The organism is Maricaulis maris (genome assembly GCF_049116555.1).
GTDB classification, from domain to species: Bacteria; Pseudomonadota; Alphaproteobacteria; order Caulobacterales; family Maricaulaceae; genus Maricaulis; species Maricaulis maris_C.
Genome location: NZ_JAGDYT010000001.1, coordinates 845,304 through 870,104, shown reverse-complemented (window position 1 = coordinate 870,104; position 24,801 = coordinate 845,304). Strand labels below are relative to the sequence as shown.

24 protein-coding genes are annotated in these 24,801 nt (G+C 65.3%); 9 read left to right on the top strand and 15 right to left on the bottom strand.

Annotated elements, in window-relative coordinates:
- Positions 1-20 precede the first annotated feature (20 nt).
- The gene (locus tag JXQ94_RS04170; RefSeq protein WP_421922548.1) at positions 21-1,052 is read left to right on the top strand and encodes an ABC transporter ATP-binding protein; all 1,032 of its coding nucleotides are present in this window, start codon (positions 21-23) and stop codon (positions 1,050-1,052) included.
- Positions 1,053-1,144: 92 nt separating this feature from the next.
- Positions 1,145-2,344 (top strand): APC family permease, encoded by a 1,200-nt coding sequence (locus tag JXQ94_RS04165; RefSeq protein ID WP_421922547.1) that lies wholly within the window; start codon positions 1,145-1,147, stop codon positions 2,342-2,344.
- A 24-nt stretch (positions 2,345-2,368) separates the two neighbouring features.
- Here JXQ94_RS04165 and JXQ94_RS04160 read toward each other — a convergent pair whose 3' ends face one another.
- The 5 genes from JXQ94_RS04160 to JXQ94_RS04140 form a co-directional block, all read right to left on the bottom strand.
- Positions 2,369-3,244: a mechanosensitive ion channel family protein gene (locus JXQ94_RS04160; protein WP_421922546.1), complete on the bottom strand. Its 876-nt coding sequence runs from the start codon at positions 3,242-3,244 to the stop codon at positions 2,369-2,371.
- Positions 3,245-3,950: 706 nt separating this feature from the next.
- Positions 3,951-5,024 (bottom strand): Leu/Phe/Val dehydrogenase, encoded by a 1,074-nt coding sequence (locus JXQ94_RS04155; RefSeq protein WP_421922545.1) that lies wholly within the window; start codon positions 5,022-5,024, stop codon positions 3,951-3,953.
- A 119-nt stretch (positions 5,025-5,143) separates the two neighbouring features.
- Positions 5,144-5,734 (bottom strand): uracil-DNA glycosylase family protein, encoded by a 591-nt coding sequence (locus tag JXQ94_RS04150; RefSeq protein ID WP_421922544.1) that lies wholly within the window; start codon positions 5,732-5,734, stop codon positions 5,144-5,146.
- Complete coding sequence (locus tag JXQ94_RS04145) at positions 5,721-5,993, bottom strand: DUF3253 domain-containing protein (protein WP_421922543.1); 273 nt, start codon at positions 5,991-5,993, stop codon at positions 5,721-5,723. Before JXQ94_RS04145 ends, JXQ94_RS04150 begins: the two co-directional genes overlap by 14 nt.
- Before the next feature lie 12 nt (positions 5,994-6,005).
- Entirely contained in the window at positions 6,006-6,443 is a 438-nt protein-coding gene (locus JXQ94_RS04140; protein ID WP_421922542.1) for a PaaI family thioesterase, read from the bottom strand.
- A gap of 136 nt (positions 6,444-6,579) precedes the next feature.
- Between JXQ94_RS04140 and JXQ94_RS04135 the strand changes: the two genes are divergently transcribed.
- Positions 6,580-7,302, top strand: coding sequence for an acyltransferase (locus JXQ94_RS04135; RefSeq protein ID WP_421922541.1), 723 nt, complete (start codon positions 6,580-6,582; stop codon positions 7,300-7,302).
- Positions 7,303-7,528: 226 nt separating this feature from the next.
- Here JXQ94_RS04135 and JXQ94_RS04130 read toward each other — a convergent pair whose 3' ends face one another.
- On the bottom strand, positions 7,529-8,809 hold the full coding sequence (locus tag JXQ94_RS04130; protein WP_421922540.1) for a NupC/NupG family nucleoside CNT transporter: 1,281 nt from the start codon (positions 8,807-8,809) through the stop codon (positions 7,529-7,531).
- Between the two features lie 95 nt (positions 8,810-8,904).
- On the opposite strand from JXQ94_RS04130, the gene JXQ94_RS04125 reads away from it, so the two are divergent.
- Positions 8,905-9,120, top strand: coding sequence for a DUF1289 domain-containing protein (locus JXQ94_RS04125; protein ID WP_421922539.1), 216 nt, complete (start codon positions 8,905-8,907; stop codon positions 9,118-9,120).
- Between the two features lie 5 nt (positions 9,121-9,125).
- The gene (locus tag JXQ94_RS04120; protein WP_421922538.1) at positions 9,126-9,845 is read left to right on the top strand and encodes a retropepsin-like aspartic protease family protein; all 720 of its coding nucleotides are present in this window, start codon (positions 9,126-9,128) and stop codon (positions 9,843-9,845) included.
- A 1-nt stretch (position 9,846) separates the two neighbouring features.
- Here JXQ94_RS04120 and JXQ94_RS04115 read toward each other — a convergent pair whose 3' ends face one another.
- The gene (locus tag JXQ94_RS04115; protein WP_421922537.1) at positions 9,847-10,671 is read right to left on the bottom strand and encodes a sulfite exporter TauE/SafE family protein; all 825 of its coding nucleotides are present in this window, start codon (positions 10,669-10,671) and stop codon (positions 9,847-9,849) included.
- The gene (dusA, locus tag JXQ94_RS04110) at positions 10,672-11,667 is read right to left on the bottom strand and encodes a tRNA dihydrouridine(20/20a) synthase DusA (RefSeq protein ID WP_421922536.1); all 996 of its coding nucleotides are present in this window, start codon (positions 11,665-11,667) and stop codon (positions 10,672-10,674) included.
- A gap of 141 nt (positions 11,668-11,808) precedes the next feature.
- On the opposite strand from dusA, the gene JXQ94_RS04105 reads away from it, so the two are divergent.
- From JXQ94_RS04105 to JXQ94_RS04090, 4 genes are all read left to right on the top strand, one after another.
- On the top strand, positions 11,809-12,360 hold the full coding sequence (locus tag JXQ94_RS04105) for a hypothetical protein (RefSeq protein ID WP_421922535.1): 552 nt from the start codon (positions 11,809-11,811) through the stop codon (positions 12,358-12,360).
- 75 nt (positions 12,361-12,435) lie between these two features.
- Positions 12,436-14,001, top strand: coding sequence for an EAL domain-containing protein (locus JXQ94_RS04100; protein ID WP_421922534.1), 1,566 nt, complete (start codon positions 12,436-12,438; stop codon positions 13,999-14,001).
- 19 nt (positions 14,002-14,020) lie between these two features.
- The gene (locus JXQ94_RS04095) at positions 14,021-14,572 is read left to right on the top strand and encodes a response regulator (protein WP_421922533.1); all 552 of its coding nucleotides are present in this window, start codon (positions 14,021-14,023) and stop codon (positions 14,570-14,572) included.
- Positions 14,573-14,641: 69 nt separating this feature from the next.
- Positions 14,642-17,398 carry a PAS domain-containing sensor histidine kinase gene (locus JXQ94_RS04090; RefSeq protein WP_421922532.1) on the top strand — a complete coding sequence of 919 codons (2,757 nt, stop codon included), beginning with the start codon at positions 14,642-14,644 and terminating at the stop codon, positions 17,396-17,398.
- Between the two features lie 6 nt (positions 17,399-17,404).
- On the opposite strand, the gene JXQ94_RS04085 is transcribed toward JXQ94_RS04090, so the two are convergent.
- The 7 genes from JXQ94_RS04085 to JXQ94_RS04055 form a co-directional block, all read right to left on the bottom strand.
- A complete protein-coding gene (locus JXQ94_RS04085) occupies positions 17,405-17,953 on the bottom strand; it encodes a periplasmic heavy metal sensor (protein ID WP_421922531.1) in 549 nt (182 codons plus the stop codon).
- Entirely contained in the window at positions 17,950-18,360 is a 411-nt protein-coding gene (locus JXQ94_RS04080) for a hypothetical protein (RefSeq protein WP_421922530.1), read from the bottom strand. The genes JXQ94_RS04085 and JXQ94_RS04080 overlap by 4 nt, the downstream gene beginning before the upstream one ends.
- The gene (locus tag JXQ94_RS04075) at positions 18,357-19,034 is read right to left on the bottom strand and encodes an RNA polymerase sigma factor (protein ID WP_421922529.1); all 678 of its coding nucleotides are present in this window, start codon (positions 19,032-19,034) and stop codon (positions 18,357-18,359) included. The genes JXQ94_RS04080 and JXQ94_RS04075 overlap by 4 nt, the downstream gene beginning before the upstream one ends.
- 29 nt (positions 19,035-19,063) lie before the next feature.
- On the bottom strand, positions 19,064-19,645 hold the full coding sequence (locus JXQ94_RS04070) for a hypothetical protein (protein ID WP_421922528.1): 582 nt from the start codon (positions 19,643-19,645) through the stop codon (positions 19,064-19,066).
- A gap of 72 nt (positions 19,646-19,717) precedes the next feature.
- Positions 19,718-22,603 (bottom strand): bifunctional [glutamine synthetase] adenylyltransferase/[glutamine synthetase]-adenylyl-L-tyrosine phosphorylase, encoded by a 2,886-nt coding sequence (locus JXQ94_RS04065; protein ID WP_421922527.1) that lies wholly within the window; start codon positions 22,601-22,603, stop codon positions 19,718-19,720.
- A gap of 67 nt (positions 22,604-22,670) precedes the next feature.
- On the bottom strand, positions 22,671-24,110 hold the full coding sequence (locus JXQ94_RS04060; RefSeq protein ID WP_295692593.1) for a sensor histidine kinase: 1,440 nt from the start codon (positions 24,108-24,110) through the stop codon (positions 22,671-22,673).
- Positions 24,111-24,116: 6 nt separating this feature from the next.
- Complete coding sequence (locus tag JXQ94_RS04055; RefSeq protein WP_075191003.1) at positions 24,117-24,788, bottom strand: response regulator transcription factor; 672 nt, start codon at positions 24,786-24,788, stop codon at positions 24,117-24,119.
- Between the last annotated feature and the right edge of the window lie 13 nt (positions 24,789-24,801).

Sequence of the window (24,801 nt, the reverse complement as noted above, 5' to 3'; positions counted from 1 at the left end):
ACGCCCCGGGGGGACGCCGCATGGCGGACACGCGCACAGTGTTGAGCATTCGCGGGGCGGAGCGTCGCTACCGCGCCGATCATGCCGCATTGGCGGGGGCTGATCTCGACCTGCAGGCCGGGCGCATCACCGCCCTGCTCGGCCCGTCGGGCAGCGGCAAGTCGACCCTCCTTCGCGCCATCGCCGGACTGGAACGCCTGGAGGCCGGATCGATCCGCCTCGGCGATACGGTCTGGAATGATGCCACCACCCATATCCCGCCGGAAGCCCGCCGGGTCGGCATGGTCTTCCAGGATTACGCCCTCTTCCCGCACATGACCGCCCTGGCCAATGTCGCCTTCGGGCTCACCGGTCCGGACAAGAATGCCCGCGCCCTGGCGCAGCTCGACGCGGCGGAACTGGGCCACCGGGCCAAGGCCTATCCGCACGAGCTCTCGGGCGGCGAGCAGCAGCGCGTGGCCCTGGCCCGCGCCCTGGCGCCAGAGCCGACAGTCGTGCTGTTGGACGAACCCTTCTCCGGCCTCGACCGGCGCCTGCGCGGCGAGCTTCGTGAACGCACGGTCGACACACTCCGCGCGGCCGGCACGACCGCCCTGATCGTCACCCATGATGCCGAGGAAGCCATGGCCGTCGCCGACGAATTGGCCCTGATGGATGGCGGCCTGATCATCCAGACCGGCGCGCCGGATGATGTCTGGATGAGCCCGGTCAGCGCCACGGCGGCCAAGCTGCTGGGGGATGTCGAGATCATCGAGGCGCGCGTCACGGCCGGCCAGGCCGAGACACCCTTCGGTCCTGTCGATGCGAACGGGTTTGACGATGGCCAGCCGGTCTCGGTGCTGATCCGTCCCCGCGCCCTGAGCCTAAGCCTCGACGCCGATGGCGTTTTCACCGTCACCCGCCGCCGCTCGACTGGCCCACACCTGACCCACCGCTTCCACAGCGGCGCCGGGGAATGGACGGCCCAGACGCCCTCGCCCTCGCCCATTACCGAGGGAGACCGGGTCAGCGTCACTCTTGATCCGACCTATGTGCGGGTTGTCCCGGCTTGACCGCGACGCCCCTGCCCCCGGTTTCGAAGCGATTGCGGTTCCGCCCCGAATTGCGCCCCGCATCTGCGTGAAACTGGTGTAGGCTGCGCCACATGGCGAAGCTCAAGCGAGTCATCGGCCCGATCGAACTGGTATTGTACGGGCTGGGTGTCACCCTCGGCGCCGGCATATATGCGCTGGTCGGCGAGATGGCGGGCGTGGCTGGTGTCTATACGCCGCTGGCCTTCCTGCTCGCCGGCGCCCTCGCCGGGCTCACCGCCCTGTCCTATGCAGAACTGGGGTCGCGCTATCCGGAAAGCGCCGGGGAAGCCGCCTATGTCAGCCGTGCCTTCGACCGCCGCGTACTGACCGCGATCGCCGGATATGGCGTGACCCTGTCCGGGGCGACGTCGGCTGCGGTCGTCTTGCACGGCTTTGCCGGCTATGTCAGCGAGCTGGCCAACATCCCGACCTGGGTTTCAATGATCAGCGCCCTGGCCATGCTGAGCCTGATCGCGATCTGGGGGGTCAAGGAATCGATCTGGGTCGCCGGGGCGGTCACCATCGTCGAGGCGCTCGGTCTTTTGGTGATCATCTTTGTGGCCGCTCCCGGAGCCATCGCCGCCCCGGCGCCGATCATCCCGGACATCGCCATCCCCTGGACCGGGCTGTTCGCGGCCAGCGTGATGGCCTTCTTTGCCTTTATCGGCTTCGAGGACATCGCCAACATGGCCGAGGAGGTCAAACGGCCGCGCCACACCCTGCCCCTCGCCATTCTGGTCACGCTGACGGTCTCGGCCCTGTTCTACTTTGCGGTCGCCTGGGTCGCGGTCCGCACCATGTCGCCAGACATGCTGGCACAGGCCGATGGCCCGCTGGCGGCGCTGTTCGAACAGGCCACGGGGCGGTCCGGCGCGGCGATCGCCTATGTCGCGCTTCTGGCCATGGTCAATGGTGCGCTGGTTCAGATCATCATGGCAGCGCGGGTGCTCTATGGCCTGTCAAAACGCGGGCTCGCGCCACGCGCGTTCGGGACCATCCACCCAAAACGAAACACGCCCTTCATCGCTACCGGTGTGGCGGCCTTGCTGGTCGCGACCCTCGTCCTGTCCGGCGTTCTCGGCCAATTGGCAATCCTCGCTTCGACTGTGACCCTTCTCGTCTTTGCACTGGTAAATGCGGCCTTGCTGGCCTTGCGGATGCGCGGCCAGCCCAGTCGCGACGATGCCTTTCGCGCCCCGATCTGGGCCCCGGCCCTCGGCCTGGTCACCAGCATAGCCGTTGCCTTCGGCGCCACCGTGATCGCCTTCTAGCCGCGCCGCTGCCGCAACCCGTCGCTAGTTGCCGCCCGGCCAGACGATATTCAGGCGCGGCCGCACAGCTTCCGGACGGTCCTCGACCTCAAAGCTGACCGCAACCATCCACGACTTGTAATCGCAGTCCTTGCCGACGAAGGCGGCGACGACTTCCTCGCGATAAATCGTCTCGATCGGCTGGGCGCGACCGGGCCAGATCCGGAACTTGATCCGGACGAATTCGCGCCCGGAAGACAGGCGCGTCCGCCCGACATTGGACGGCCGCGACAGGAAGATGCCGGGAAACTGCTCGTAGAAGCCATGCATCAGCGTGGTCGCCGTCTCTTCCGCGGTATCGCGCTCGGCCGGGTCACCGGTCAGCGTCACATCGACGATGCAGCGGATATAGCCGCGCGGATAATTGATCACATTGGTGATCGTGCGATTGGGAATGAAGACACTGGCCCCCAGCGCGTTCTCCAGCTCCACAAAGCGCATGGAGATCGCCTTGACGATCCCGGTCTGACCGGAAATCTCGACCAGATCGCCGATGTCCAGAAGGTCGGAGAAGATGAAGGTGACACCGTTGACGACGTCCTGGACCACGCCCTGAGAGCCGAAACCGATCGCCAGGCCGATCACCGAGGCGCTGGCCAGATAGGCGGTCAGTGACACGCCCAGCTCGTGCAGGATGAAGCCGACGATCACGAAGTAGATCGTGAAGATCAGAGCGCTGGCGGCCATCGAAGTCACCGAGCGCAGCTTGGCGTGCTTGCGCTCGGTCCGCACCGCGATCACCAGATTAGCCATCACGCGGATCGCCAGTACCAGGCCATGGGCCGCGACCGCCATTCCGGCAAAAGCCAGCAGTCGGCCCCACAAGGGCAGGTCGGAGAGGAGAGCGGTCAGGGCTTCCACGTGATCGATCCTTTGGTGTCAGGGCAAGGCGAGGCGCGAACGTCCGTCCGGCACACGCGCGCCAGCAGGCCGCATCAGCGGAGTCGGGTCAAGCGATGAGTGGCGGTCGCGCCCGGTACAGGAAATCAGGCGGCGGTTTTCTGATCGGAGAATTGGAAATGCTTGCGAAGGTGAAGCGCATCACAGCCCATCTCTCACAAGTGACCCGCATTCGGCCCGGCTAAGACTCGGCGTTCGACCAGGACAGCATGCGCGACCCCGTCCATGAGTGAGTTGACGTCCCCCGGGCAAGCCGGGGGGTGACGGTGACAATGGGTGGGTATCGGAGAGCGCGCCGCGCAGGCCGCGCCTTACACGGCATGCCGGGAGTTCGCCGTATCCGGGTTTTCAGCTCAAGGGTGGAACCGCGAAGCGGCGCGCACGCGCCCTTGACCTGAAAACCCGGATACGGCCCGCTGGCTGGCAAGACATGTAAGGAGTTTTCCGCGCGTTGCGCGCGCCCCCCTTTTTCTCACCCCCGACACACACCCGACCCCGAGCCGGGCGGAGATCAGGGACCTAAATGTGCGACCAGTCAGGTCTCCGCTCTGTGGCCAGCCTACGCCGGCCATCCGGCCAGGATGACAAGCTGAACGTCTCCCCCAAACAGCAAAACGCCCCCACCTTCCGGCAGGGGCGCTTCAGTGTAAGCGTCATACAGTGTGACTTAAGCGGCCTTGCCCAGCTTGGCGGCACGCTTTTCCTCGATGCGCTGACGGGCGATCTCGTCGGCGATGAGGTTGGAGGGGCGCCCTTCGCTCTCGGACTGGTCGAGGATCTCGCCCAGCGTGTTCTCGAGACCGACCAGCTTGCCCTGGACCCATTCCGGATTGAAGTCGCCGGCGATCTCGCCCATCACATTGATGATGCCGCCGGCATTGAGGACATAGTCCGGCGCGTAGACCTTGCCACGCTTGAGAATTTCAGCGCCCATTTCGCGCGTGGCGAGCTGGTTGTTGGCGGCGCCGGCGATGATCTTCGCCTTGATGCGGTCAATCGTGTCCGGATTGATCACCGAGCCTAGTGCACAGGGTGCGAAGACATCGACATCGAGCCCATAAATGTCATCGAGACCGACAATGGTGGCACCATGCTCGGCCTTGAGACGCTCGAGACCGTCCTGGTTGATATCGGTGATGAAAAGCTCGGCACCCGCCTTGGCCAGATGGCCGGCCAGATAGGCACCGACATGGCCGGCCGCGCCCTGGATGGCGACCTTGACGCCGGACATGTCCGACTTGCCCAGACCGCGCTCGACGCAGACTTTCATGCCGCGGAACACGCCCTCGGCGGTCACCGGCGACGGGTCACCGGACGCGTCCTTGCCTTCCGGCAGGCCGACGACATGCTCGGTCGAGGCGCGCACGGCCATCATGTCGTCCGGGCTGACGCCGACATCCTCGGCCGTGATGTACAGGCCATTGAGGCTGGCCACGGCCCGGCCAAAGGCCTCGAACAGGGCGCGACGGTCAAAGGACCCTTCCGGCTTCATGATGACGGACTTGCCGCCGCCGATCGGCAGATCGGCCATGATATTCTTGTAGCTCATCCCCTGGGACAGGCGCAGCACGTCCTGGAGCGCAGCCTCCGAATTGGGATAGGTCCACATGCGGCAGCCACCGCAGGCGGGACCGCTGACCGTGGAGTGGACACCGATGATGGCTTTCAGGCCGGTGACTTCGTCGGTCGCGAAAAGAATTCTCTCGTGATTGTCGAAAGACGGATGCTCGAGAACGCTCATAGGCAGCAAACCCTTTTGTTCAGCTGATACGGCCGCCGCTTGCGGAGCCGCGATTTCGGGCGCCGGAATACCCTTTCAGAGGGCAACACACAAGCGCTCGAAAACACCCCGAAACGTGGTCACGGTAACAATTCTTTTATGCGGCACCGCAACATCGGGAGAATTATTTCCCCAAACCAGGGGTTTTTGCGCAACCAACCACTATTCCGCCATGAGGGATGGGGGAGTGGTAGAAAATCAGGCCCGAATCCGGCCGCGTGACGCACGGTTTCGGTCAGCGTCTTGTGCGCCTGCGAACCCAGCCAGAAGCGCTGGGCATACTGGCCAACCAGCAAGGTCAGTCGAATATTGGGCAGGCTCTCGCGCACGCGTCTCTGCCACAATGGAGCACATTCCCGGCGCGGCGGCAGATCGCCGCCCCTGGCGTCCAGACCCGGGAAGCAAAAGCCCATCGGGACAATGGCGAGCTTGGCCGGGTCGTAGAAATCCGCCGCATCGATCTGCAGCCAGTCGCGCAGCCGGTCCCCGGACGGGTCGGTGAAAGGCTTGCCCGAGGCGTGGACTCGTGTCCCCGGAGCCTGGCCGACCAGAAGAATCCGGGCATCCGGATGGGCCTGAATGACCGGGCGCGGTTCATGCGGCATGGCCTCGGCGCAGACCCGGCAGGCACGGATATCCGCGAGAAGCGCGTGGAGATCAGGCGCGGCCAATCCGCCAGACACCCTTGAAAGTCTCCGGATCCTCGACCGGCTTGCCCTTGCGCAGAATGGTCACCTTGCCAGCCTTGGCGAGGCGAATGGCGGCCTGGCGGACATGACCGAATTTGCGATTGAAGCGCTCGGGATCGACGGCCTTGGCGACATCGGCGGGCGAGATCGAGCGGTTCTCTGGTGCGGCCGCGACCAGCGACAGGATAATATCCTCGATCGGATCAGGGCCGGTCGGGTCGGTTTCAGGCGTGTCGGTCATCGGGATCAAGCCTCAGCTGGTCTTGGGCGGCAAGGAATAGGTCGCGCTGGCCTGGGCAATCAAGTCGTCCGAGCCGCCGGCGGTGATATCACAATCGGTGACTGCCAGTCGCGACCCCAGTTTCAGCAGCCGGCAATGCCCGGTCACCGGCCCGGGAGGCGCCTTGCGCAGGAAGTTGATGTTGAGATTGGTCGTCACCGCCAGCGCCTGCCTGCCGACATGACCGAGAATGACGGCATAGGCGGCAAAGTCGGCCAGGGTGAAAAGGGTCGGACCCGACACGGTTCCGCCCGGTCGCAGATGCGCGGCCTGGGCCTCGGCACTGACAATGGCGCGACCGGGGTCGATCCGTTCGATCCCGAACTTGATCCCGCCCTGATTCCATTGCGGGAAGACCTCGTCGAGATAGGCAGCGACGGCTGCCGCATCCATGGACACGCTCAAACTCATCAATCCCTCCGGCCTGCCGCCTGTTTCGCCGACGAGACAGGGCGGGCCCCGTCTTGTCTCATGCAGGTGAAAGCTTTGCCTCCGCCGCGCCGTGCGGCAAGTTGCAGACACAGCCGCCAACCAGACGGGACACCCCATGCGCCGCGATCACCGCCCCTATTGGATGCACCGTTTCTGGGAGCAGTTCGAGAATGCCTGGGCCGGCCATTTCCTGGCCCCGCACTTCGCCGAGATCGGCCGCGCGCCCAAGATCGTCCTGCCCTGGGCGGTCGAGGTCTTCGGCCCCAATATCACCGCCGGCGACCATCTCCATGTCATCGCCAACACGCATGATCCGGTCCGCCTCACCGTCTGGTCACCGCAGACCCAGGCCGGGCGGATCAGCCTCGGCGATCACGTCTTCCTGGCCCCCGGCACACGTATCCTGGCCGCCGGGCAGATCGAGATCGGCGACGCCGCCCTGATCGCCAACAAGGTCACGATCACTGATTGCGACTGGCACTCCATCCACGACCGGGTCGACCCGCAGCCGGACTTCAAACCGGTCAAGCTGGGCCGCAATGTCTGGATCGGTGATGGCGCCTTTGTCGGCAAGGGTGTGACCATTGGCGACCATTCCGTCGTCGGCGCCCGCTCGGTGGTCACCAAGGACGTCGAGCCCTGGACCATCGTCGCCGGCAATCCGGCAAAGGTCATAAAGCGCATAGATCCCGACGCCCCGATGAAGACCCGCTCCGACCTGTTCGCCGACGTGGAGGGTCTGGACCGGTTCATGGATACGGCCTACCGGCAGTCCCTCGCCGGAAACTCGACGGTGGGCTGGTTGCGCAGCCGGCTCTGGCCGGCGCGGGGGGATTAGGCCCACTCCGAGCTACCCCCTAATCCCGGTCGCCGCCCCCCCATTTTCCCTGGTGGCCGCCCCCCATTTTTCCCGGAGGCGCGCAGCGCCATCCGGGACCAACGGGAGGCTCATCACCGGGCGGATAGTCGTGTCGGTCCCGGCTCTCCGCCCCGCTTTCGCGGGGTTCCGGCCGGGAGAAATGGTGAGGGTGAATTGGGCTATGCGCGCCGTGCGCGTACCCCACCTACCCGAACAACCCCTGCGGCAGCACGCCGATCGCCGCACCCGTCATCAGCGTTGCCAGCGTGCCGGAGATCAGCGCCTTGGGCGCCAGCTGGAGGATGTCTTCGCGCCGTGAGGGCGCAATCGCAACCAGGCCGCCAGTGAGAATGCCGACGCTGGAGAAGTTGGCAAAGCCGCACAGGGCATAGGTCATGATCAGGCTGGTGCGCGGGGTCAGCTCAGCGCCCATCTGGGACAGGCGGTCATAGGCGTAGACCTCGTTGAGCGCGGTCTTGAGGCCCATCAGGGACCCGGCCTGGGTCGCTTCCGACCAGGGAATACCGGCGAGCCAGACAATGGGCGCGAAGAGCCAGCCCAGGATGCGCTCGACTGACAGGCTGGTCCCGAACACGTCCGGGAAAAGACCCAGCACGACGTTCAACAGGGCGACGAGCGCGGTGAAGACCAGCAGCATGAAGATGATGTTGAAATAGAGTCGCATCCCGTCCGACACGCCGGTGGTCAACGCGTCCATGGAGGAGTGGTAGATCTGGGTCGGCACCTTCTCCTTGGCCTCGGCCTCGGGCGTCATCGCCTCGGCGGGCATCATCAAACGCGACAGGAGGACGGCGGCGGGCACCGAGATCAGCGAGGCGGTGAAAATGTGGCCAGCCGCGCCGTCGATCACCCCGGAGAGCTGGGAGACATAAAGCGCCATCACCGAGCCGGCGACGGTGGAGAAGCCGACCGTCATGATCAGGAAGAGGTCGGACCGGCTCATGTCAGGCAGGCGGGGCCGGATGAGGACCGGGCTCTCCGTCATGCCGAGGAAGATATTGGCAGCGGCGCCGAGACTGGCCGAACCGGAGAGGTTCAAGAGGCGCTGGAAGGCCCAGGCAAAAGCCCGGACCAGGACTTCCAGGACGCGCCAGCGCCACAACAGGGCCGACAGGGCCGAGAGGACAATGACCATGGGCAGGGCCTGGAAGGCGAACAGGAAGGTTCCCCCCGCCGCGTCGGGGTTGATCTCGAAGGGCATGGTGCCGCCAGCGAGATAGCCGAAGACGAATTGCGCGCCCTCATTGGTCACTTCCTGCAGCACCGCGACGACACCGGTCAGCGATTGCAGGAAGGCCCGAAACGGCGCGACGGTGTAAAGCAAGGTGGCGATGACCAGCTGCAAGCCAATCGCGCCGCCCAGCAGGATGACCGGAAAGCGTTTGCGCGGCCCTAGCAGCCAGGCGATGCCGGCGAGAAGGAACAGGCCCGCAAAGCTGCGGCCCTGCAGCAAAAGATCGTCCATGGAAGTCCCCGCCGGTGAAAGCGGGACCTTATTCCGCCCACCCCAGCCGCTGCAAGCACTTGCCTCAACGCCTCGCCCGCGAAATGCTGCAGCGCATGACGTCGACGCCCATCAATCCGCCCATCAAGACGCCTTGCGTGCAGGTCTGCTTCGTTGATCCGACAGCGCAATTATGCGTCGGTTGCTTCCGCACGATGGAGGAGTTGGGACGCTGGACGCGCTACAATGATGACGAACGCGCGGCTATCATGGCCGCCCTGCCCGAGCGCGAAACGGCGTACAAGGCGGCCAAGCCCGTCCGGCAGGAATAGAGACCATGCGCGCCATCATCATCCGTATCGCCCTGCCTGCCCTGGCCCTGGGCATCGCCCTGATCGGACTGCGCCTGATCAGCTGGCCGCTCTGGTCCGATGTCGATCCAATGTTGCGGACCGTCTATATCGCGGTGCCCCTCGGCCTGCTCGCCCTGGCCCTTTTGGGGTCCGCGGTGGCGCCGGACGGCGCCCGCCATCGCAATCTCCTGGCCTGGCTCTCAATCAGCGTCGCCGCTGGCGGGGTCGCCATTCTTGATCGCGACTACACCGCCTGGGAACACCAGCGCGTCTGGGGCGTGGCAGTGATGGAAGGCGATACGCGTCCGCTGGCAGGTGGCAATGGCGTGCAAATGGCGGACGGATCGCTGGTGCTGGAACGGCATTTCGACGGCCATTTCTATATCGATAGCGAAATCAATGGCGCGCCGGTCCATTTCCTGATCGACACCGGTGCAACCGGTGTCGCGCTGACCCTGGACGATGCGCGCCGGATTGGCATCCGCACCGAGACGCTGGACTTCAACATCCGCACCTCGACCGCCGCCGGACCGTCGATGGCCGCGCTGGTCACCATACCGGCGCTGATCCTGCCCGGGCGCACTTTCGAGAACCATCAGGCCCTGGTGATGAGCGGCGGCGAGCGGTCCCTGCTCGGCATGTCGGTTCTGGGCGAGTTTGACGCGGTGGAGATGCGCCGCGATCAATTGATCCTGCGACCCTAGATCAGCTGGCCGCGCTGACCAGCCAGGCTTCGCGGACCAGCATGACACCGACCACGACGAGCCCGACCGCGAAGCAGCGCTTGAGCGTCCGTTCCGGCAGGGAATGCGCCAGTCTTGCACCGAGCGGGGCGACGAAGAAGGCCGAGCCGGCCAGCAGGGCAAATCCGGGCAAGTTCACATAACCCAGCGACCACGGAACCGCGTCCTGGCCCCAGCCCGTGACCACAAAACCGATCGCGCCCGGCAGGCCGATCGCGACTCCGAAGCCGGCGGCGGTCGCCACAGCCCGATGGATCGCCTTGCCGCACAGGGTCATCAGGGTAACGCCCAGCACACCGCCGCCGATTCCCATCAGGGCCGACAGAATGCCGATCCCGCCGCCCAGACCCCAGCGAAGCGGTCCGCCGGGCATCTCGTCAGCAAGCCGCCAGTCCGGGCGGCCAAAGAAGAATTGCGCCGACAACAGGATGGCCATGGCGCCGAACAGGCCGGTCAGGAAATTGCCCGGCAGGAGATGGGCGATCACAGAGCCGACCAGCGTGCCGATCACGATCCAGGGTCCCCAGGCCTTGAGCACGGCGAAATCAACGGCGCCGCGCTTGGCATGCGCCGAGACCGAGCGCAGCGAGGTGGCGATGATCACGGCCAGCGATGTTCCGACCGCGACCTGCATGATGCGCGGGTCGTCATAGCCGAGGAATTGAAAGGCGTAGAACATGGCCGGGACCATGACCATGCCGCCGCCAATGCCGAACAGGCCGGCAATCAGCCCGGCAAAGGCGCCCGTGGCGGCCATGGCCAGGACCAGAATCCAGATATCGGTCATTCAGGCAGCCTCGTCTCGCGGTGAAACGGCCGCCTGGGCTTCATCGAGCACGTCGAGACCGGCACCGCTGCGCGGTGCCTTTTCCGACAGGATGCGTCGCCATTGGCGCGCGCCCGGTTCGCCGGCATAGAGACCGAGCATATGACGGGTGATGTCCTGCAGGCGTCCGCCGGCTTCCAGATGCGCGGCGATATAGGGGCGGTAGGCTGCCAGCGCCTGCGACCGCGTTGCCACCGGATCGGCCTCGCCGAAAATCTGTGAGTCGACGCGGGCCAGGATCCAGGGCGTGTGGTAGGCGGCGCGGCCGATCATGGCGCCATCCAGCGCGCCGGTTTCGGCCTTGGCGTGCTCCAGATCAGCCAACCCGCCATTGAGGATGATTTCCAGCGCCGGGCGCTCGGCCTTGAGCCGACGCACCAGATCATAATCGAGCGGCGGCACGGAACGGTTTTCCTTCGGGCTCAGACCTTTCAGCCAGGCCTTGCGGGCGTGCACGGCAAAGCTCGTCACGCCGCGCGCCGCGACCGTGTCGACCAGGGCAAAAAGCGCCTCTTCCGGCTCCTGGTCGTCAACGCCGATCCGGCATTTCACGGTCACCGGGACGGTCACCGCTTCGCGCATCGCCGAGACACAATCGGCGACCAGTTCCGGCTCGCGCATCAAACAGGCCCCGAAACGGCCGGACTGGACCCGGTCGGACGGGCAGCCAACATTGAGGTTGATTTCACAATACCCGAAGGCTTCGGCAGCCCTGGCCGCCGCAGCGAGATCGACCGGCTCGGACCCGCCCAGCTGGATGGCAACCGGATGTTCCGACGCGTTGAAACCGATCAGGCGGTCAGCGTCGCCATGAATTATCGCCTTGTCGACCGCCATCTCCGTGTAAAGGAGCGCGTTGCGCGACAGGACCCGGTGGAAAGCCCGACAATGCCGGTCGGTCCAGTCCATCATCGGCGCCACGGAGAAGCGACGGGAGAAAGGCATGATTGCATTCATGACGGGCGACATAGCGTGTGAGGGCGTCTGCCGCAACGCAGCACGCATGCCCGAACAGTCGATCGCTCAAATCCAACCTGTTCCGTTCACGCGGTTTAAACGCCGCCATGATTGTGTAAGGGCGGCGAGGGAGAAGCACACATGGCCAAGGCAGTCTTTCACAAGCATCAGCGGGTCTTCGTCGGACCGGTTGGCACCTGGGCGCTGGTCGAACAGGTCAAGCCGCATTGGGTGAAGGATGTCGAGGAGCCGATCCGCGTCGCCTATGATTGCGGGCTGGGACGCGACTTCACCGCTGAAGAACTCTCCGCGGAACAGGCCGATCAAGTCGAGGCCGGCCACTGGCGCGTATTGCGCGCGAAGAACAAGTGGCAGTCCATTGAGGACTGTGCCGGACACCCCTTTCCGGGCACCTTCCCTGTGGTTGTCACCGAGGCGATGGATTGGGGCGGCTGGCGCGTGCCGGCCGCAGAGTATGACCGAAACCCGCACCGCATCGAGGCCCAGGCCCGCCTGCTCGCCAACGCGCCGCGCCTGCTTGAGATTGCCGAGCAGCTCGCCGCCCTGGCCGGCGAAGATGGTGAATTGCCGCCCGTCCTCGCCGAGCTTTCGCATCGGGCCGAGAGCGTGCTGAAGGACGTCAACACAAAGCCTGCCAAGCGCGATGGCCGCGCCGAGTCGCGGGCTGCCTGAACTCCCTAGAATTTTAAGGGCGTTCTAACGATTGCCGGGCAAGACTTGGGGTCTGTGCAAACGATTGGACTACCGATGTCGCTGGTCGAACAACGCAACCGCTTTCTCTCCTTCGCCTTTGCCTCGGCGGACATCCTCGTCGAAACAGACCCTGCGGGTTGCGTCACCTATGCCGCGGGTGCGGTTGCGGCACTCGGCGAGCCGGCATTGACCGGAAGCGGCGAAGATCTCGCCAAGCGATTTGACCGCACCTCGCGCCCCGTCTTTCAGGCCATCATGCACAGGCTCAAGCCCGGTCGCCGGCTCGGACCGGTCCGGATTTCCGTCGCCGGTCGCGAATGCCGCCTGTCCGGCTGGATGCTGGGCGATGATGAACGCATTCGCTGGAGCCTGTCCTACGAAGCCATTCATGCCCCGGCCGAGCTCGAGCCGGAAGCCTTTGAACGTGCCGCCGAACAGGCCATCGAGAAAGCCCGGTCTGCCGGGATCGACATGGCCATGTCGGTCCTGCGCGTCGTCACCGAGGATTCGCTGGAACGTCTGATCGGCCCGGCCCGCGCGGCGGCTGTTCAGCAATCCGTCGCCGCATCCTGCGCCCTCGCTGTTGGCGATGACGGGGTCGCCCGCCAGGTCGATGCGGAACGCACAGCGCTCATTCATGCCCGCTCGGCCGAGCTTGACCTTATCAAGACAGAGATCGAAGCGACCCTCGCCGAGGCCGGCCTGGGGACGGCGACCGTCCAGATCGATTCGGTCTGCGACGCCCCGAACATCGAACCGGGCGTGGCGGTTCAGGCCTTCCTCTACGCTGTGAATGAAGCGGCCCAGTGTGACCGGGTTCTGGACATTGTCAGCCTGCAGGAAACCGCCGAACTCATGATGCGCGAGAATGAGCGCCGCATGGCTGAATTGCGGACCACGATCGCCGGACGGGTAATCGAACCCCACGCCCAGCCTGTGGTCGATCTGGCGACCGGCGAAATCCGTCACTATGAGCTTTTGCTGCGTCTGCCCGGCGGGGCTCCGGTCCAGGACAGTGTTGGCTTCGCGGAGAGTACCGGGCTGATCTACGAGATCGATACCGCCATGGTCGATATTGCCGCCAACTTCCTGCGCGATGATTACGACCGGCCATCCCTCGCCGTGAACCTCTCGGGCAAGTCGCTGACAAACATGGCCTGGGGCAAGCGCTTCCTTGCCCAGCTGGCCGATCTGAAAATTGACCGCAAACGGCTCAGCTTCGAACTGACCGAGACCGCGACGGTCACCAATATCAAGGCCGCCAATGCGATCATCCAGAAAATCCGAGAGCGCGGCCACGCCGTCTGCCTGGACGATTTCGGCGCCGGCGCTGCAGGCTTCCACTATCTGCGCGACTTCCCGGCCGATGTGGTCAAGATTGATGGCTCCTACATCAAACGCTTCGAGCAGTCGAAACGTGATGCGACACTGTTGAAAGGCATGATCAATATCTGCCGCAGTGTGGGTGCCGCCACGGTCGCCGAAATGATCGAGACCGAGGCCCAGGCAAAGGCATTGAAAACTTTTGGTGCGACTTACGGTCAGGGTTACTATTTCGGTAAGCCTGTGCCGCTAAGCTCGCTCAAGGATATGAAAAAGAAGGCCTCGCGCGCCGCGTGAGGCGTTGAGGTAGGCAGCCATGGCCGCAGATTTCAGCCGCGTGCGAGTACTGATCGTCGACGATAACGGCTATATGCTGACCATCCTGCGCACCATTCTGCACGGGTTTGGAATCAAGCAGATTTTCGAGTCCAAGGACCCGGCCGATGCGTTCGATCTGGTCCGGTCCGACTCCGTTGATATCATCATCACCGATTATCAGATGGAAATTCTGGACGGTCTCGATTTCGTGCGCCTGGTCCGCACGGCCGATGACAGTCCGAATCCGCTCGTGCCGATCATCATGCTGAGCGCCTATTCGGAGAAATCCAAGGTGATGCTGGCCCGCGATGCCGGGGTCACGGAATTCTGCTGCAAGCCTGTCACGGCGAAGGAAATGTTCTCCAAGATCGCCTCGGTGATCAATGAGCCTCGCCCCTTTATCCGCAACAAGAATTATTTCGGTCCGGACCGGCGTCGCGCCAATCCGGACAGCGGCACTTACAAGGGCCCCGAACGACGCCAGGCGCGCCAGAAAGTCGGCGCCGAAAGCAAAGCGTCTGACGAGGCGGTCCAGGCCGACGAAGCCTGAGCCGCAAGACAATTGAAAACCCGCGTTGTCCGGTCGACACAGACCGCGAACGCACCTTAGTTTGAGACCATGAATCAGATGCGGTTCGATCACCGCCCGTCACAGTCCGCCAAGGGCCGGGACAGGGCGTCGAACTCCCCGTCCCGGGGACAGCATCGTCACGCCCGCGATCCGGACGAAGCGCCCCGCAAGACATCCCGCAGCAGCGGCGCAATGTGGATCATCCTGGCGGTGGTGCTCTTTACGCTCGCCTATGGCGGCATACTGCTGGTCAAGATCCAGCAAGAGCGCGAAATCCTGATCACCGAGGCGGAGCGGTCCCAGGCCAATGCCGCCGGCTATCTTGCCGAGCGCGTCACGGCCCGCATTGCCGAAGCCCGGTATGCGCTGGCCTTTGCCGCTGCGGATCTGCGTGACGCCCCCGCCGGCGAGGTCGAAAGCCTGGCCAATGCACGCCTCTCCGCCATCGCCGAATCCGAACTCGTGGCCGATATTGCCCTCCTCCTGCCGGGCGGGCAGGTCATCGCCGATGGCGAACCAATCGAGAATCTGCGTGATTTCGCCGGGGCGGCATTGGATGCGCCATCCGGCCTCACCGCTCAGGTCACCGGCAATCAGGCCTTCCTGGTTCTCGCCGTCCCGACCCCGTTGAGCGATGGCACGGTCGGCGCTTTCGTGGCCCGGCTGAGCACCGAGACCGCCCTGCCGGACTGGGGCGATGATCGAGTCGTCGCACTCGCCGATGTCGACGGCGGAATGCTGGCAATCCGGCCGCGCATGCCCAGCGCCCGCGCCGGCACCCAACTGGCAGAACGCTTCGGTCTGGAACCCGGCCTTATCGACAGGCTGGCGGCCGGCGGGGGTGGCGCCACGTCGGATGCGCGCTTCGGCGAGGAACGGGTCACCTTCGCGGTTGCGCCGATTTCCGGCACCGAACTGCGGGTCTATGCGCTGGGCGCCATGCGCATCAATCAAAGCGCCTGGTACCGGACGATCTCCTTCTACGGCCTGATGTTCATCGCGCCGATCTTCGTGGCATTGGGCCTGTGCGCACTGGTCTTCATGCAGATGGGCCGCCTGCGCTCGACCCGGCAGATGCTGGAAGACAATGAGCAGCGCTTCCGCGTCGCCATCGAGGGCGCGCGCTGCGGTGTCTGGGACTGGAATCCGGAAGCCGACACCGTCTTCGTCACCGACTCCCTTGCCCGCATTCTCGGGCTCGAAGCCGCGACCGAGTGCTCCGGCCAGCAATTCCTCCAGCTCTTCTCCAAGCCCGACCGCGAGCGCCTGCGCGCGGCCATGCGCGGAGCCCCGGCCGGCGCCGAGGTCGATCATGAAGTGCTCGCCGCGCGCGCGCCGGTATGGCTGCAAATGCGGGGCCGCATCCTGCCCGGCGGCGAAGTCGGCCATACCCGCATTGTCGGCGTCGCCATCGATGTCACCGAACGCAAGGGGGCCCAGGCCCGCGTCGCGGCAGCAGAGAGCCGCCTGCGTGCCGCCCTGGAATCGATGTCCGAGAGCTTCGTTCTCTGGGACAGCCGTCAGCGCCTCATTCTGTGGAACCGCAAATTCAGGGACTTGTTCGACTTTGCCGAAGGCATGTTGAAACCGGGCATGAGCTATGAAGCGGTCGAGCAGGCGGCCGCTCGGGCCATCAAGACCGTGCATGGCGGAACGGACAGCAAGGTCGCCTACGAGATCGAGCTCTCCAATGGTCGCTGGCTGCACTATTCCGACCGCCCGACCGCCGATGGCGGCCTGGTCTCGGTCGGCGCCGATATCACCGATCTCAAGCATCACGAGGCCGCCCTCACCGAGAATGAGAGCCAACTCCGCAAGACGGTCGACGACGTCAAGCGCTCCCAGGCCCGGATCGCCGACCTGGCCCGCAAATATGAAGAAGAGAAGATCCGGGCCGAGGAAGCCAACCGCTCCAAGTCCGAATTCCTCGCCAATATGAGCCATGAGCTGCGCACGCCGCTCAATGCCATCAACGGCTTCTCCGAAATCATGATGCAGGAAATGTTCGGCCCGCTCGGCGATGATCGCTATGTCGGCTACATGAAGGACATCCTGTCTTCGGGCAAACACCTGCTGGAACTGATCAACGACATTCTCGACATGTCCAAGATCGAGGCCGGCAAGATGCAGCTTCAGCCCGAGCCCACCGACGCCAGCGAGCTGGTCGAACAGAGCATTCGCATTGTCCGCGGTCGCGCCGAGGAGAAACGTCTCCAGCTGCGCGCCGATGTTTCGGGCCTGCCGGAAATCGAGGTCGATCCGCGCGCCTTCAAGCAGATCATGATCAACCTGGTCTCCAATGCGGTGAAATTCACGCCGGAAGGTGGTCGGGTTACCGTACGGGGCTTCCTGTCCGGCCTCGGCATTGCTTTCCAGGTGTCCGACACCGGCATCGGTATCGCCAAGGATGACCTGCCCCGCCTGGGCCGCCCCTTCGAGCAGATCGAAAGCCAGCACTCCAAGAGCTTCCAGGGTTCCGGGCTTGGCCTTGCCCTGTCCAAATCCCTGATCGAGCTGCATGGCGGCACGCTGTCGATCGACTCGACACTGGGCGAAGGCACGACGGTCTCCATCGTCCTGCCGATCAGCCAGGACCAGCCGATCCCGCGCGATGCGATCGAAGCCGTGGCCCGCGATGGCGGGGTCGACAAGGCCCTGGCACTGGACGCGGACGATGCGGGCGCGCCCTTCGACGCACACGCCCCGCTGGGCCTGTCAGCCGGGCTTCAGACCGATGACGGTTTTGACGTCGATGATGAATTCATTGATGGCAACAGCCCCTCCCGCTTGGCGGCAGGCGAATAGACGCGTCTAGTCGCGCGTCGGTGGCGGTCCATCGCGCGGACCATGACGACGATGCCCGCCTGGCGGCGGCCCCCGCCTTCCCATCCGCTCACGCCCCGCTTGCAGGGCGGCGGCCCGGGTCTCGACATCAAGTTCCGAAACGACATCGAGCACAATCGCTTCAATCCGCGCCTCGACTTCGCGCTGGCTCTCGCGCAGCTCCGCCATGGCCTGGGCAACGGCCTCGGTATCAAACTCGTCCGCCACCAGAAGCGTGTCCAGCTCCCGGCGGGCCAACCGCCCGTCCCGGGCAAGGTCGCCCATGTCGGCAAAGCTGGCGCGCAGACGGTCGCGGGCTTCCTGTCGACTTGCCTCCGGCAGCGCTTCCACGAAGCCGCGCAGGTCAAAACCACCCCGGCCCGGCGCACCGCCGCGTGCCGGACCGCTGTCCGGCGCCGACCCGCGCATCTGCCAGTCCGGACCGTCAGTCGTGTGATGGACGAGATAGCCGACCAGCGCGCCATTGATCAGAACGGAGCCAATCAGGGCGGCGATCCAGGGCAAGCTTGGCCTCATGCGTCTTCTCCCAGCCAGTCCACCCAGTCATCTTCATAGCCGGTGAAAGCATCGGCATAGAGCGTGTCATCGGCGTTGTAATCACCGGTAAGCGCACCACTGGCAAAGCCGAGACAGACCCCGACGAGCAGCGCGGCCGCCACCGCGGTGGGCGCCATCCAGCGCGAGGCGGACGGCACCGGCAAGCGGGCGATCAGCCGCCGCTCCAGCAGCGCGTTGACCTGAACCGGCTGGGCGAGATCGCCCAGCAACGCATCCAGCGCGCTTTCCGCGGCGATGACCGATCCGGCCTGGTCAGGATGAGCGCGGGCGAAGGCCTCGGCATCCGCGCGTTCATCGGCCGGCCAACGGGCCGGATCGGCGCCGTAAGCCTGTAGAATTTGGTAAAAGCGGTCCTCAGTCATCATTCATCACCGTAACGGGCATCGCCGCCCTCAGCATAGCTGGCTATCAGATCGGGCGCATCGCCCAGAAGCAAGGCCTTGAGCTTTCGCCGACCACGCGCCAGCAGGGATTCAAGTGCATCAACACTGACCGACATGATCTCGGCCGCCTCGATATTGCTCAGCTCCTGGAAATGGACCAGCTCCAGCGCCTGGCGCTGTCGGTCCGGGAGCCGGGCGACGGCCTCGGCGACGCGATGGCCGCTTTCCGCCTGTTCCATGCGCCGGTCCTGTCCGAGACTGGCATCAGCTTGTTCAGGGAGGGCATCAGTCAGAACCTCCCGGCGCTTGCGCAAGCGGTCGTAGCAGAGGTTGAGCGCGATCCGGCAAACCCAGCTGGACACCCGGGCCTGACCGGATTTCCACCGCCCCGCGGCCTTCCAGACCCGCAAAAAGGTCTCCTGCGCTATATCTTCGGCCTCGACCGCATCACCCAATGTGCGTCGGGCGAGGCCGATGATACGCGACAGATTGGCGGCCATGAGTTCGCGGGCCGCATCCCGGTCTCCGGCGCCAATGCGCGCCATCAGCCGGTCTTCCGCCGCCCGCAGATCGACCGAAGCCGATGCCGCGAGGGGCGGCCGCTCACGGACACGGCCGGACATGGGGCCGGCATCCGCCGGTTCGTCTGTCGTCATGCCGTGTCCGTCAAACATGGGCGAAAGCGCTAGTCGCGCCACCAGAGGCGACGATCCTGTCGCCGTTCCGCAGCCTCGTCCAGCTCGGCCGGCTCGATCACGCCATCCTCATTGGCATCGAGCGCGGCAAACAGCCGGTTCTCGCCACCCAGGAATTCAGCGCGCGAAATGCGGCCATCTTCGTCCGCATCAAAATGCCGACCGGGGCCTTCGCCGTCCCGGCCCTCGCCCGACCCACGGCCATGCGAACCGCCTCGGCGACCGCGCCGGCCTTCGCCATCGCCGCCTTCCGCCATCTCGGCTTCATGGATCGCGCGCATGCGCTGACGAACCGGAGACTGGTCGGCCGCGTCGAGATAACCGTCTGCATTGCGGTCCATCCAGGTGAACATTTCGGCCTGGAGAGCCGCCACTTCAGCCTCGGTGATGGAGTTGTCGCCATTGGCGTCCGCCGCCCGCAGCATCATCAGGGCGCGATGGGCCCCACCGCCGGGACCACCGGCACGATCACCGCCATGATGGCGGCCGCCCGGACCCTGAGCCTGGGCTGCGGCTCCGGCCAGCAGCAAACAGGTTGAACCCATCAGTACAATCAATCGGGAAGTTTTCATGACATCGTCCTTGTCGTTCATAGCCTCGCTGGGAATAGAACGACCCGGCAGCGCCATTCCGTCGCGGCCGGCTCACATTTTTCCGATGCGACGCTGGAAAACCTTGCGGACTTCCGCCATGCGCGTGTCGAGCGCGGCTTCCAGCGCCTCGATTTTCTGACAGCCTCCCAACTCGGCCAGCCGCGTGGCAAAGCCGCTGCTGGCATGGGCCGGATCGAATCCCGAACCGTGTGCACAGCGGATCATCTGCAAGACCCCGAGCTCAAGCTGAAGCGTCTCGGCAAGCAGCTTGACCTCGCCCGCCGGCAAAAGGCCCGCCTCGCCCAGCGCCGCGAGCGCGTCTCGGGTCGAGGCGCGCAAGACGTCCTGCTTGTCGGCATGAATGAGCTGCAGGGTCTGGGCAATGAATTCGATATCCTGCAGACCGCCGGGCCGGGCCTTCAGGTCCCAGGCCGACTTCGGAGGCTTGGCCTCGGCCAGCTTGCGCCGCATGGCCAGCGCATCAGCCTTCACGCCGCGGGCATCGCGCGGTCGCTTGAGGGCCCGGTCAAATGATGCCTCGACGGCCCGCGCCAGCGGACCGTCCCCGGCAATGATCCGCGCCCGGGTCAGCGCCATCATCTCCCAGGTCCAGGCTTCATGCGGGTAATAGCTGTCAAACCGCGACAGCGAGACGGCCACGGGACCGGCCTTGCCGGACGGGCGCAACTGCATGTCGACCGTATAAAGCTCGCCCTCCTCGGTCGGCGCCGAGACTGCACTGATCAAGCGTGTGGCAAAGCGGCCGAACCAGGATGGTGCGGTCTCGTCACCCTCATAGATGATCATGATGTCGAGATCGCTGTCCGCCGCCAATTCACGGCCACCCAGCTTGCCCATGCCGAGAATGACGCCTTCACCGGGCATGGCACCATAGCGCCGCTCGGTCTCGTCCTGGGCGGATCGGGCCATCGCCGCCAGGCTGGCATCCGCCATGGCCGAAAAAGCGGCACCCGCGGCCTGGGCCGAGGCTGTGCCCTTGAGGATTTGGGTACCGATACGGAAACGTTCCTCCCGCACCCGGCGGCGCGCTGAATTGAGTTCGGCCTCGTAATCACCGGCGCGTGCCAGGGCCTCGCTCAGCAGGACCTGGAAACTGCCTGGCGCGTCCTGCTCAAGCGGAACCGAGAAACGATCATCCAGCATCGCGTCCAGCAGGGCGGGCCGGCGGGCCAGATCCGCCGCCAGACGCGGGGCCAGCGTGAGGATTCCGATCAGATCGGACGCCAGTCCCGGCTCATTGGACAAAAGCGAGAGCGGCTGCACGCCCATGGGCAGGTTCTCGAAAAAAGCGGCAAAGCGGGTCAGCGCCGCGTCCGGCTCGCCGGTCGCCGCCATGCGATCAACCAGTTGCGGCGCAATGCGGGCAAACAGGATGCGGGCCCGCGTCGAGCGCACGGCCCGCACGCGGCCGGCGGCCCAGCCATTCAGCGTCGCCCAAACCGAGGCCGGATTGGAAAAACCCAGTTTTTCCAGCGTTCTGATTGTATCGGGGGTCGGCTCGACCCCGGTCAGGATGAGCGAACCAGCTTCCGACGCCAGGGCTACATCATGCTCGAACTGGTCAGAGAAATGCCCATGCACGCGCTGCAGGCAGGCCTCGACCTCGGCCTCGAATTCCGCGCAATCCGCAAAGCCGGCCAGCGCGGCGAGATCGGCCCGGGCCTGCGGATCGACCGGCACGGTCTGACTCGGCTCGTCCTGGCGCATCTGCACACGATGCTCCCAGCTGCGCAGGGCCCGATAATCGCGCTTCAGGGCCTCTGCGGCATCAGTCTCGATTGCGCCGACCTCATTGAGGGCATCCAGCGCGGGCAGCGTCGCCGGGGTTCGCACACGCAGGTCACGCCCGCCGAAGACGAGTTGCGGGATCTGGGCGCAGAACTCGATCTCGCGGATTCCGCCACGGCCCAGTTTGAGATCATGTCCGGCAGGCCGGATCTCGGCGCGCCGGCCCACAGTCTGGATCTGCCGGGCCAGCCCGCGAATATCGTCAATCGCCGCATAGTCCAGCGAGCGCCGCCAGATGAAGGGCTGCATATGGCCCAGGAAGTCCTCTGCCGCGGCGCGATCGCCCGCACTGGCGCGGGCCTTGATCCAGGCGGCCCGCTCCCAGGTCTGGCCGAGACTCTCATAATAATGCAGCGCCGCATCGGTTGAGATGATGACCGGCGTCGCACCGGGGTCCGGGCGCAGGCGCAGATCGACCCGGAAGACATAACCGTCCGCCGTCACGTCCTGCAGTGATTTCACCACGGACTGGATCAGGCGCGGCAGGCGTCTGCGCGGCTCCTCGCTCTCGGGAAGCGCCAGCTTTTCCGCGTCATAGACGGCAACCAGATCAATATCGGAGGAATAGTTGAGATCGCCCGTTCCCATCTTGCCAAGGGCAAGAATGAGCACGCCGGGCAAGGGATTGGCCGGATCCCTGACCGGATGCGCCCGCCCCTGTTCGGCAAGGAAACGGACATGGGCGTGCAAAGCGGCCTGCAGCGCCGCATCCGCCAGCTCGGTCATGGCCCGGGTGACGGCGCGTACATCCCAGACGCCGGCCAGGTCGGCCAGCGCGGTGACGAGATGGGCATCGGACTTGGCCTGGCGCAGGGCGGCATCGAGCGCGGAAATGTCCGGCGCCCCGGCCCCCGCAATGCGCAGATTGTCGATGGCCATGGTCACAAGCCTGTCCGGCGTCTCGCTGGCACAGGCCATGAGCGTATCCGGCCGCCGCTGCGCCAGTCGGGCAAGATAGGGCGCAGCCGCGAAAACAGTGTCGAGAAAGCCGGCCGCAGGCGCGATCGCCGTCTGCACGGTGTCAGGCAGGGCTGCCAGCACATGCCCCGCCTTGCCCGGCGCACGGCCTGGCAGCGGGGCCAGGCCAGCTGGCAGGGTCGGAACCGGATCGGGAGCCGTGTGAGTCATGACCGACAGGGTGGCGCGATCCGGGTCACAGGTGAAGACGCTGCACCGCAAAAAACGCGGCGGGCGGCTAGTCTTCGGCCGGCGCCGTCGGGAAGCAGAGCGCGGCGCGCAGACCGGCACCATGGCCGTCCGCAACCACGCCTGGCCCCTCGCCCAGTTCGAAGCGGCCATTATGGACATCCACAATCGCCTGCACCAGGGACAGGCCAAGGCCGGAGCCCGGCTTGGTCCTTGAATTGTCGAGGCGCACGAAGCGCTGGGTGACGCGGGCGCGGTCGGTGTCGGGAATACCCGGGCCGGTATCGGTGACCGAGAACTCGATCATGCCATCGCCGGTCTGACGCAGGCGCAAGGTCACCGCGCCGCCCGAGGGCGTGTATTTCACGGCATTGTCGAGAATGTTGGCGAGCGCCTGCGAGAGCAGACCGCGATCGCCCAGCATGGTCATGCCGGACTGGATTTCGCTGTTGAAGGACAGGCCGTCATCCTCGCAGACCGGCTCATAGAGTTCGGCCAGATCCGCAGCCGTATCAGCCGGATCGAGGCGCTGGATCGAGGCCCGGCTCTCACCGGCTTCAAGGCGCGACAGCGAGAGGATGGCATTGAAGATGCCGAGCAATTCGTCCGTATCCGCGACGGCGCGCTCAAGCGCCTGCTCGCGAGAGGCACGATCCCCCTCCTCGCGCAGGGCTTCATCAAGCCGGTTGCGCATCCGCGTCAGCGGGGTGCGCAAATCATGGGCAATACTGTCGCCGGTATGGCGCATGCGGTGCATGAGCGCCTCGACCCGGTCGAGCATGCTGTTGAAATTCTCGGACAGCTCGTCGAGCTCGTCGCCGGTGAAATTGCGTGGGGCCCGCGGCTGGAGATCCCCCGCCTTCACCCGCCGCGCGACCGTATTGATGCGATCAAGACGACGTACGAACCGCCGACTGACGAAGATCCCAGCAGCCACGCCCAGTGCCAACGCCAGCGCCGAGGCGGCCAGGATGGTATTGAGCATGCGCGAGACCAGACGCGTCTCTTCATCGACGTCCAGACCGACATAGAGCCGGTAGCCGGATGGCAGATCGATGATGCGACCGCGCGCGGTACGATCATCCTTGCCGTCATCCACCTCATCTCCGCTATCGCCGGCAGCCGGCCGACGATAGGTGAACTGGACACGCCCCTCATCATCGGGCTGGACGTCCGGCAGATAGGTCAGATTGCCTGACAGGCTGCGTCCGGAGGGGTGGACCAGCAAGTAGAGATAGTCCGCCCCGCCACCGACCGTGCGTTCGAGGATGTAGCGGTTGACGGTCCGGATGCCGCCCGCCTGGAAGCTCGCATCGAGCTCCGCAACTTCCTCATTGATGGCCGAGTCGGCACGTCGCAACACCATGCCGGCCGAGGCCGCATAGACGAAACCCAGCGTGACGAAACTCGCCAGGGCGAACAGGGCCGCCGACAGAAGGGTCTGCCGGAAGGCCGTTGTGCGAAGAAAGGCGGCCCCGCGCGCCTGCATGCCGGATCAGGCCTGCAGGCGGTAGCCGGCCCCGCGCACCGTGTGCAGGAGCGAACGCGGGAAGGGTTTGTCGATCTTCGAGCGCAGACGCGAGATGTGCACATCAATGACATTGGTCTGAGGGTCAAAATGATAGTCCCAGACCTTCTCGAGCAGCATGGTGCGGGTGACCACCTGGCCGGAGTGCTTCATGAGGAATTCCAGCAGACGGAACTCGCGTGGCTGGAGCAGGATTTCCTCGCCCTCGCGCACCACGGTGCGGGCCAGAAGGTCCATTTCCAGATCGCCGACCACCAGCTTGGTACGAACCGTGTCCGGATCGCGCCGGCGGGCCAGCGCTTCGACGCGGGCCAGGAGTTCGGCAAAGGCGTAGGGCTTGACCAGATAGTCATCGCCGCCCGCCTTGAGGCCTTCGACGCGGTCATCGACCTCGCCGAGGGCCGAGAGAATGAGGACCGGGGTCCGGTCATCATCGGCCCGGAGGGCCTCGACCATGGACAGGCCGTCCATGCGCGGCATCATCCGGTCGACGACAAGCACGTCGTATTCCGCGGCACGCGCCATTTCCAGACCTTCTTCGCCGTCACCGGCATGGTCTGCCACATGGCCGCTTTCACGCAGGCCCTTGCGGATATAGCTGGCCGCCTCGCGGTCGTCTTCAACGATCAGAATGCGCACCCCGATCTCCTCT

What these genes read in the sequence shown, in the direction of transcription:
- JXQ94_RS04170 (WP_421922548.1), top strand. Translation starts at nt 21, where the DNA reads ATGGCGGACACGCGCACAGTGTTGAGCATTCGCGGGGCGGAGCGTCGC.
- JXQ94_RS04165 (WP_421922547.1), top strand. Translation starts at nt 1,145, where the DNA reads ATGGCGAAGCTCAAGCGAGTCATCGGCCCGATCGAACTGGTATTGTAC.
- JXQ94_RS04155 (WP_421922545.1), bottom strand. Translation starts at nt 5,024, where the DNA reads ATGAGCGTTCTCGAGCATCCGTCTTTCGACAATCACGAGAGAATTCTT.
- JXQ94_RS04145 (WP_421922543.1), bottom strand. Translation starts at nt 5,993, where the DNA reads ATGACCGACACGCCTGAAACCGACCCGACCGGCCCTGATCCGATCGAG.
- JXQ94_RS04140 (WP_421922542.1), bottom strand. Translation starts at nt 6,443, where the DNA reads ATGAGTTTGAGCGTGTCCATGGATGCGGCAGCCGTCGCTGCCTATCTC.
- JXQ94_RS04135 (WP_421922541.1), top strand. Translation starts at nt 6,580, where the DNA reads ATGCGCCGCGATCACCGCCCCTATTGGATGCACCGTTTCTGGGAGCAG.
- JXQ94_RS04130 (WP_421922540.1), bottom strand. Translation starts at nt 8,809, where the DNA reads ATGGACGATCTTTTGCTGCAGGGCCGCAGCTTTGCGGGCCTGTTCCTT.
- JXQ94_RS04125 (WP_421922539.1), top strand. Translation starts at nt 8,905, where the DNA reads ATGACGTCGACGCCCATCAATCCGCCCATCAAGACGCCTTGCGTGCAG.
- JXQ94_RS04120 (WP_421922538.1), top strand. Translation starts at nt 9,126, where the DNA reads ATGCGCGCCATCATCATCCGTATCGCCCTGCCTGCCCTGGCCCTGGGC.
- JXQ94_RS04115 (WP_421922537.1), bottom strand. Translation starts at nt 10,671, where the DNA reads ATGACCGATATCTGGATTCTGGTCCTGGCCATGGCCGCCACGGGCGCC.
- dusA (WP_421922536.1), bottom strand. Translation starts at nt 11,667, where the DNA reads ATGAATGCAATCATGCCTTTCTCCCGTCGCTTCTCCGTGGCGCCGATG.
- JXQ94_RS04105 (WP_421922535.1), top strand. Translation starts at nt 11,809, where the DNA reads ATGGCCAAGGCAGTCTTTCACAAGCATCAGCGGGTCTTCGTCGGACCG.
- JXQ94_RS04100 (WP_421922534.1), top strand. Translation starts at nt 12,436, where the DNA reads ATGTCGCTGGTCGAACAACGCAACCGCTTTCTCTCCTTCGCCTTTGCC.
- JXQ94_RS04095 (WP_421922533.1), top strand. Translation starts at nt 14,021, where the DNA reads ATGGCCGCAGATTTCAGCCGCGTGCGAGTACTGATCGTCGACGATAAC.
- JXQ94_RS04090 (WP_421922532.1), top strand. Translation starts at nt 14,642, where the DNA reads ATGAATCAGATGCGGTTCGATCACCGCCCGTCACAGTCCGCCAAGGGC.
- JXQ94_RS04085 (WP_421922531.1), bottom strand. Translation starts at nt 17,953, where the DNA reads ATGAGGCCAAGCTTGCCCTGGATCGCCGCCCTGATTGGCTCCGTTCTG.
- JXQ94_RS04080 (WP_421922530.1), bottom strand. Translation starts at nt 18,360, where the DNA reads ATGATGACTGAGGACCGCTTTTACCAAATTCTACAGGCTTACGGCGCC.
- JXQ94_RS04075 (WP_421922529.1), bottom strand. Translation starts at nt 19,034, where the DNA reads ATGACGACAGACGAACCGGCGGATGCCGGCCCCATGTCCGGCCGTGTC.
- JXQ94_RS04070 (WP_421922528.1), bottom strand. Translation starts at nt 19,645, where the DNA reads ATGAAAACTTCCCGATTGATTGTACTGATGGGTTCAACCTGTTTGCTG.
- JXQ94_RS04065 (WP_421922527.1), bottom strand. Translation starts at nt 22,603, where the DNA reads ATGACTCACACGGCTCCCGATCCGGTTCCGACCCTGCCAGCTGGCCTG.
- JXQ94_RS04060 (WP_295692593.1), bottom strand. Translation starts at nt 24,110, where the DNA reads ATGCAGGCGCGCGGGGCCGCCTTTCTTCGCACAACGGCCTTCCGGCAG.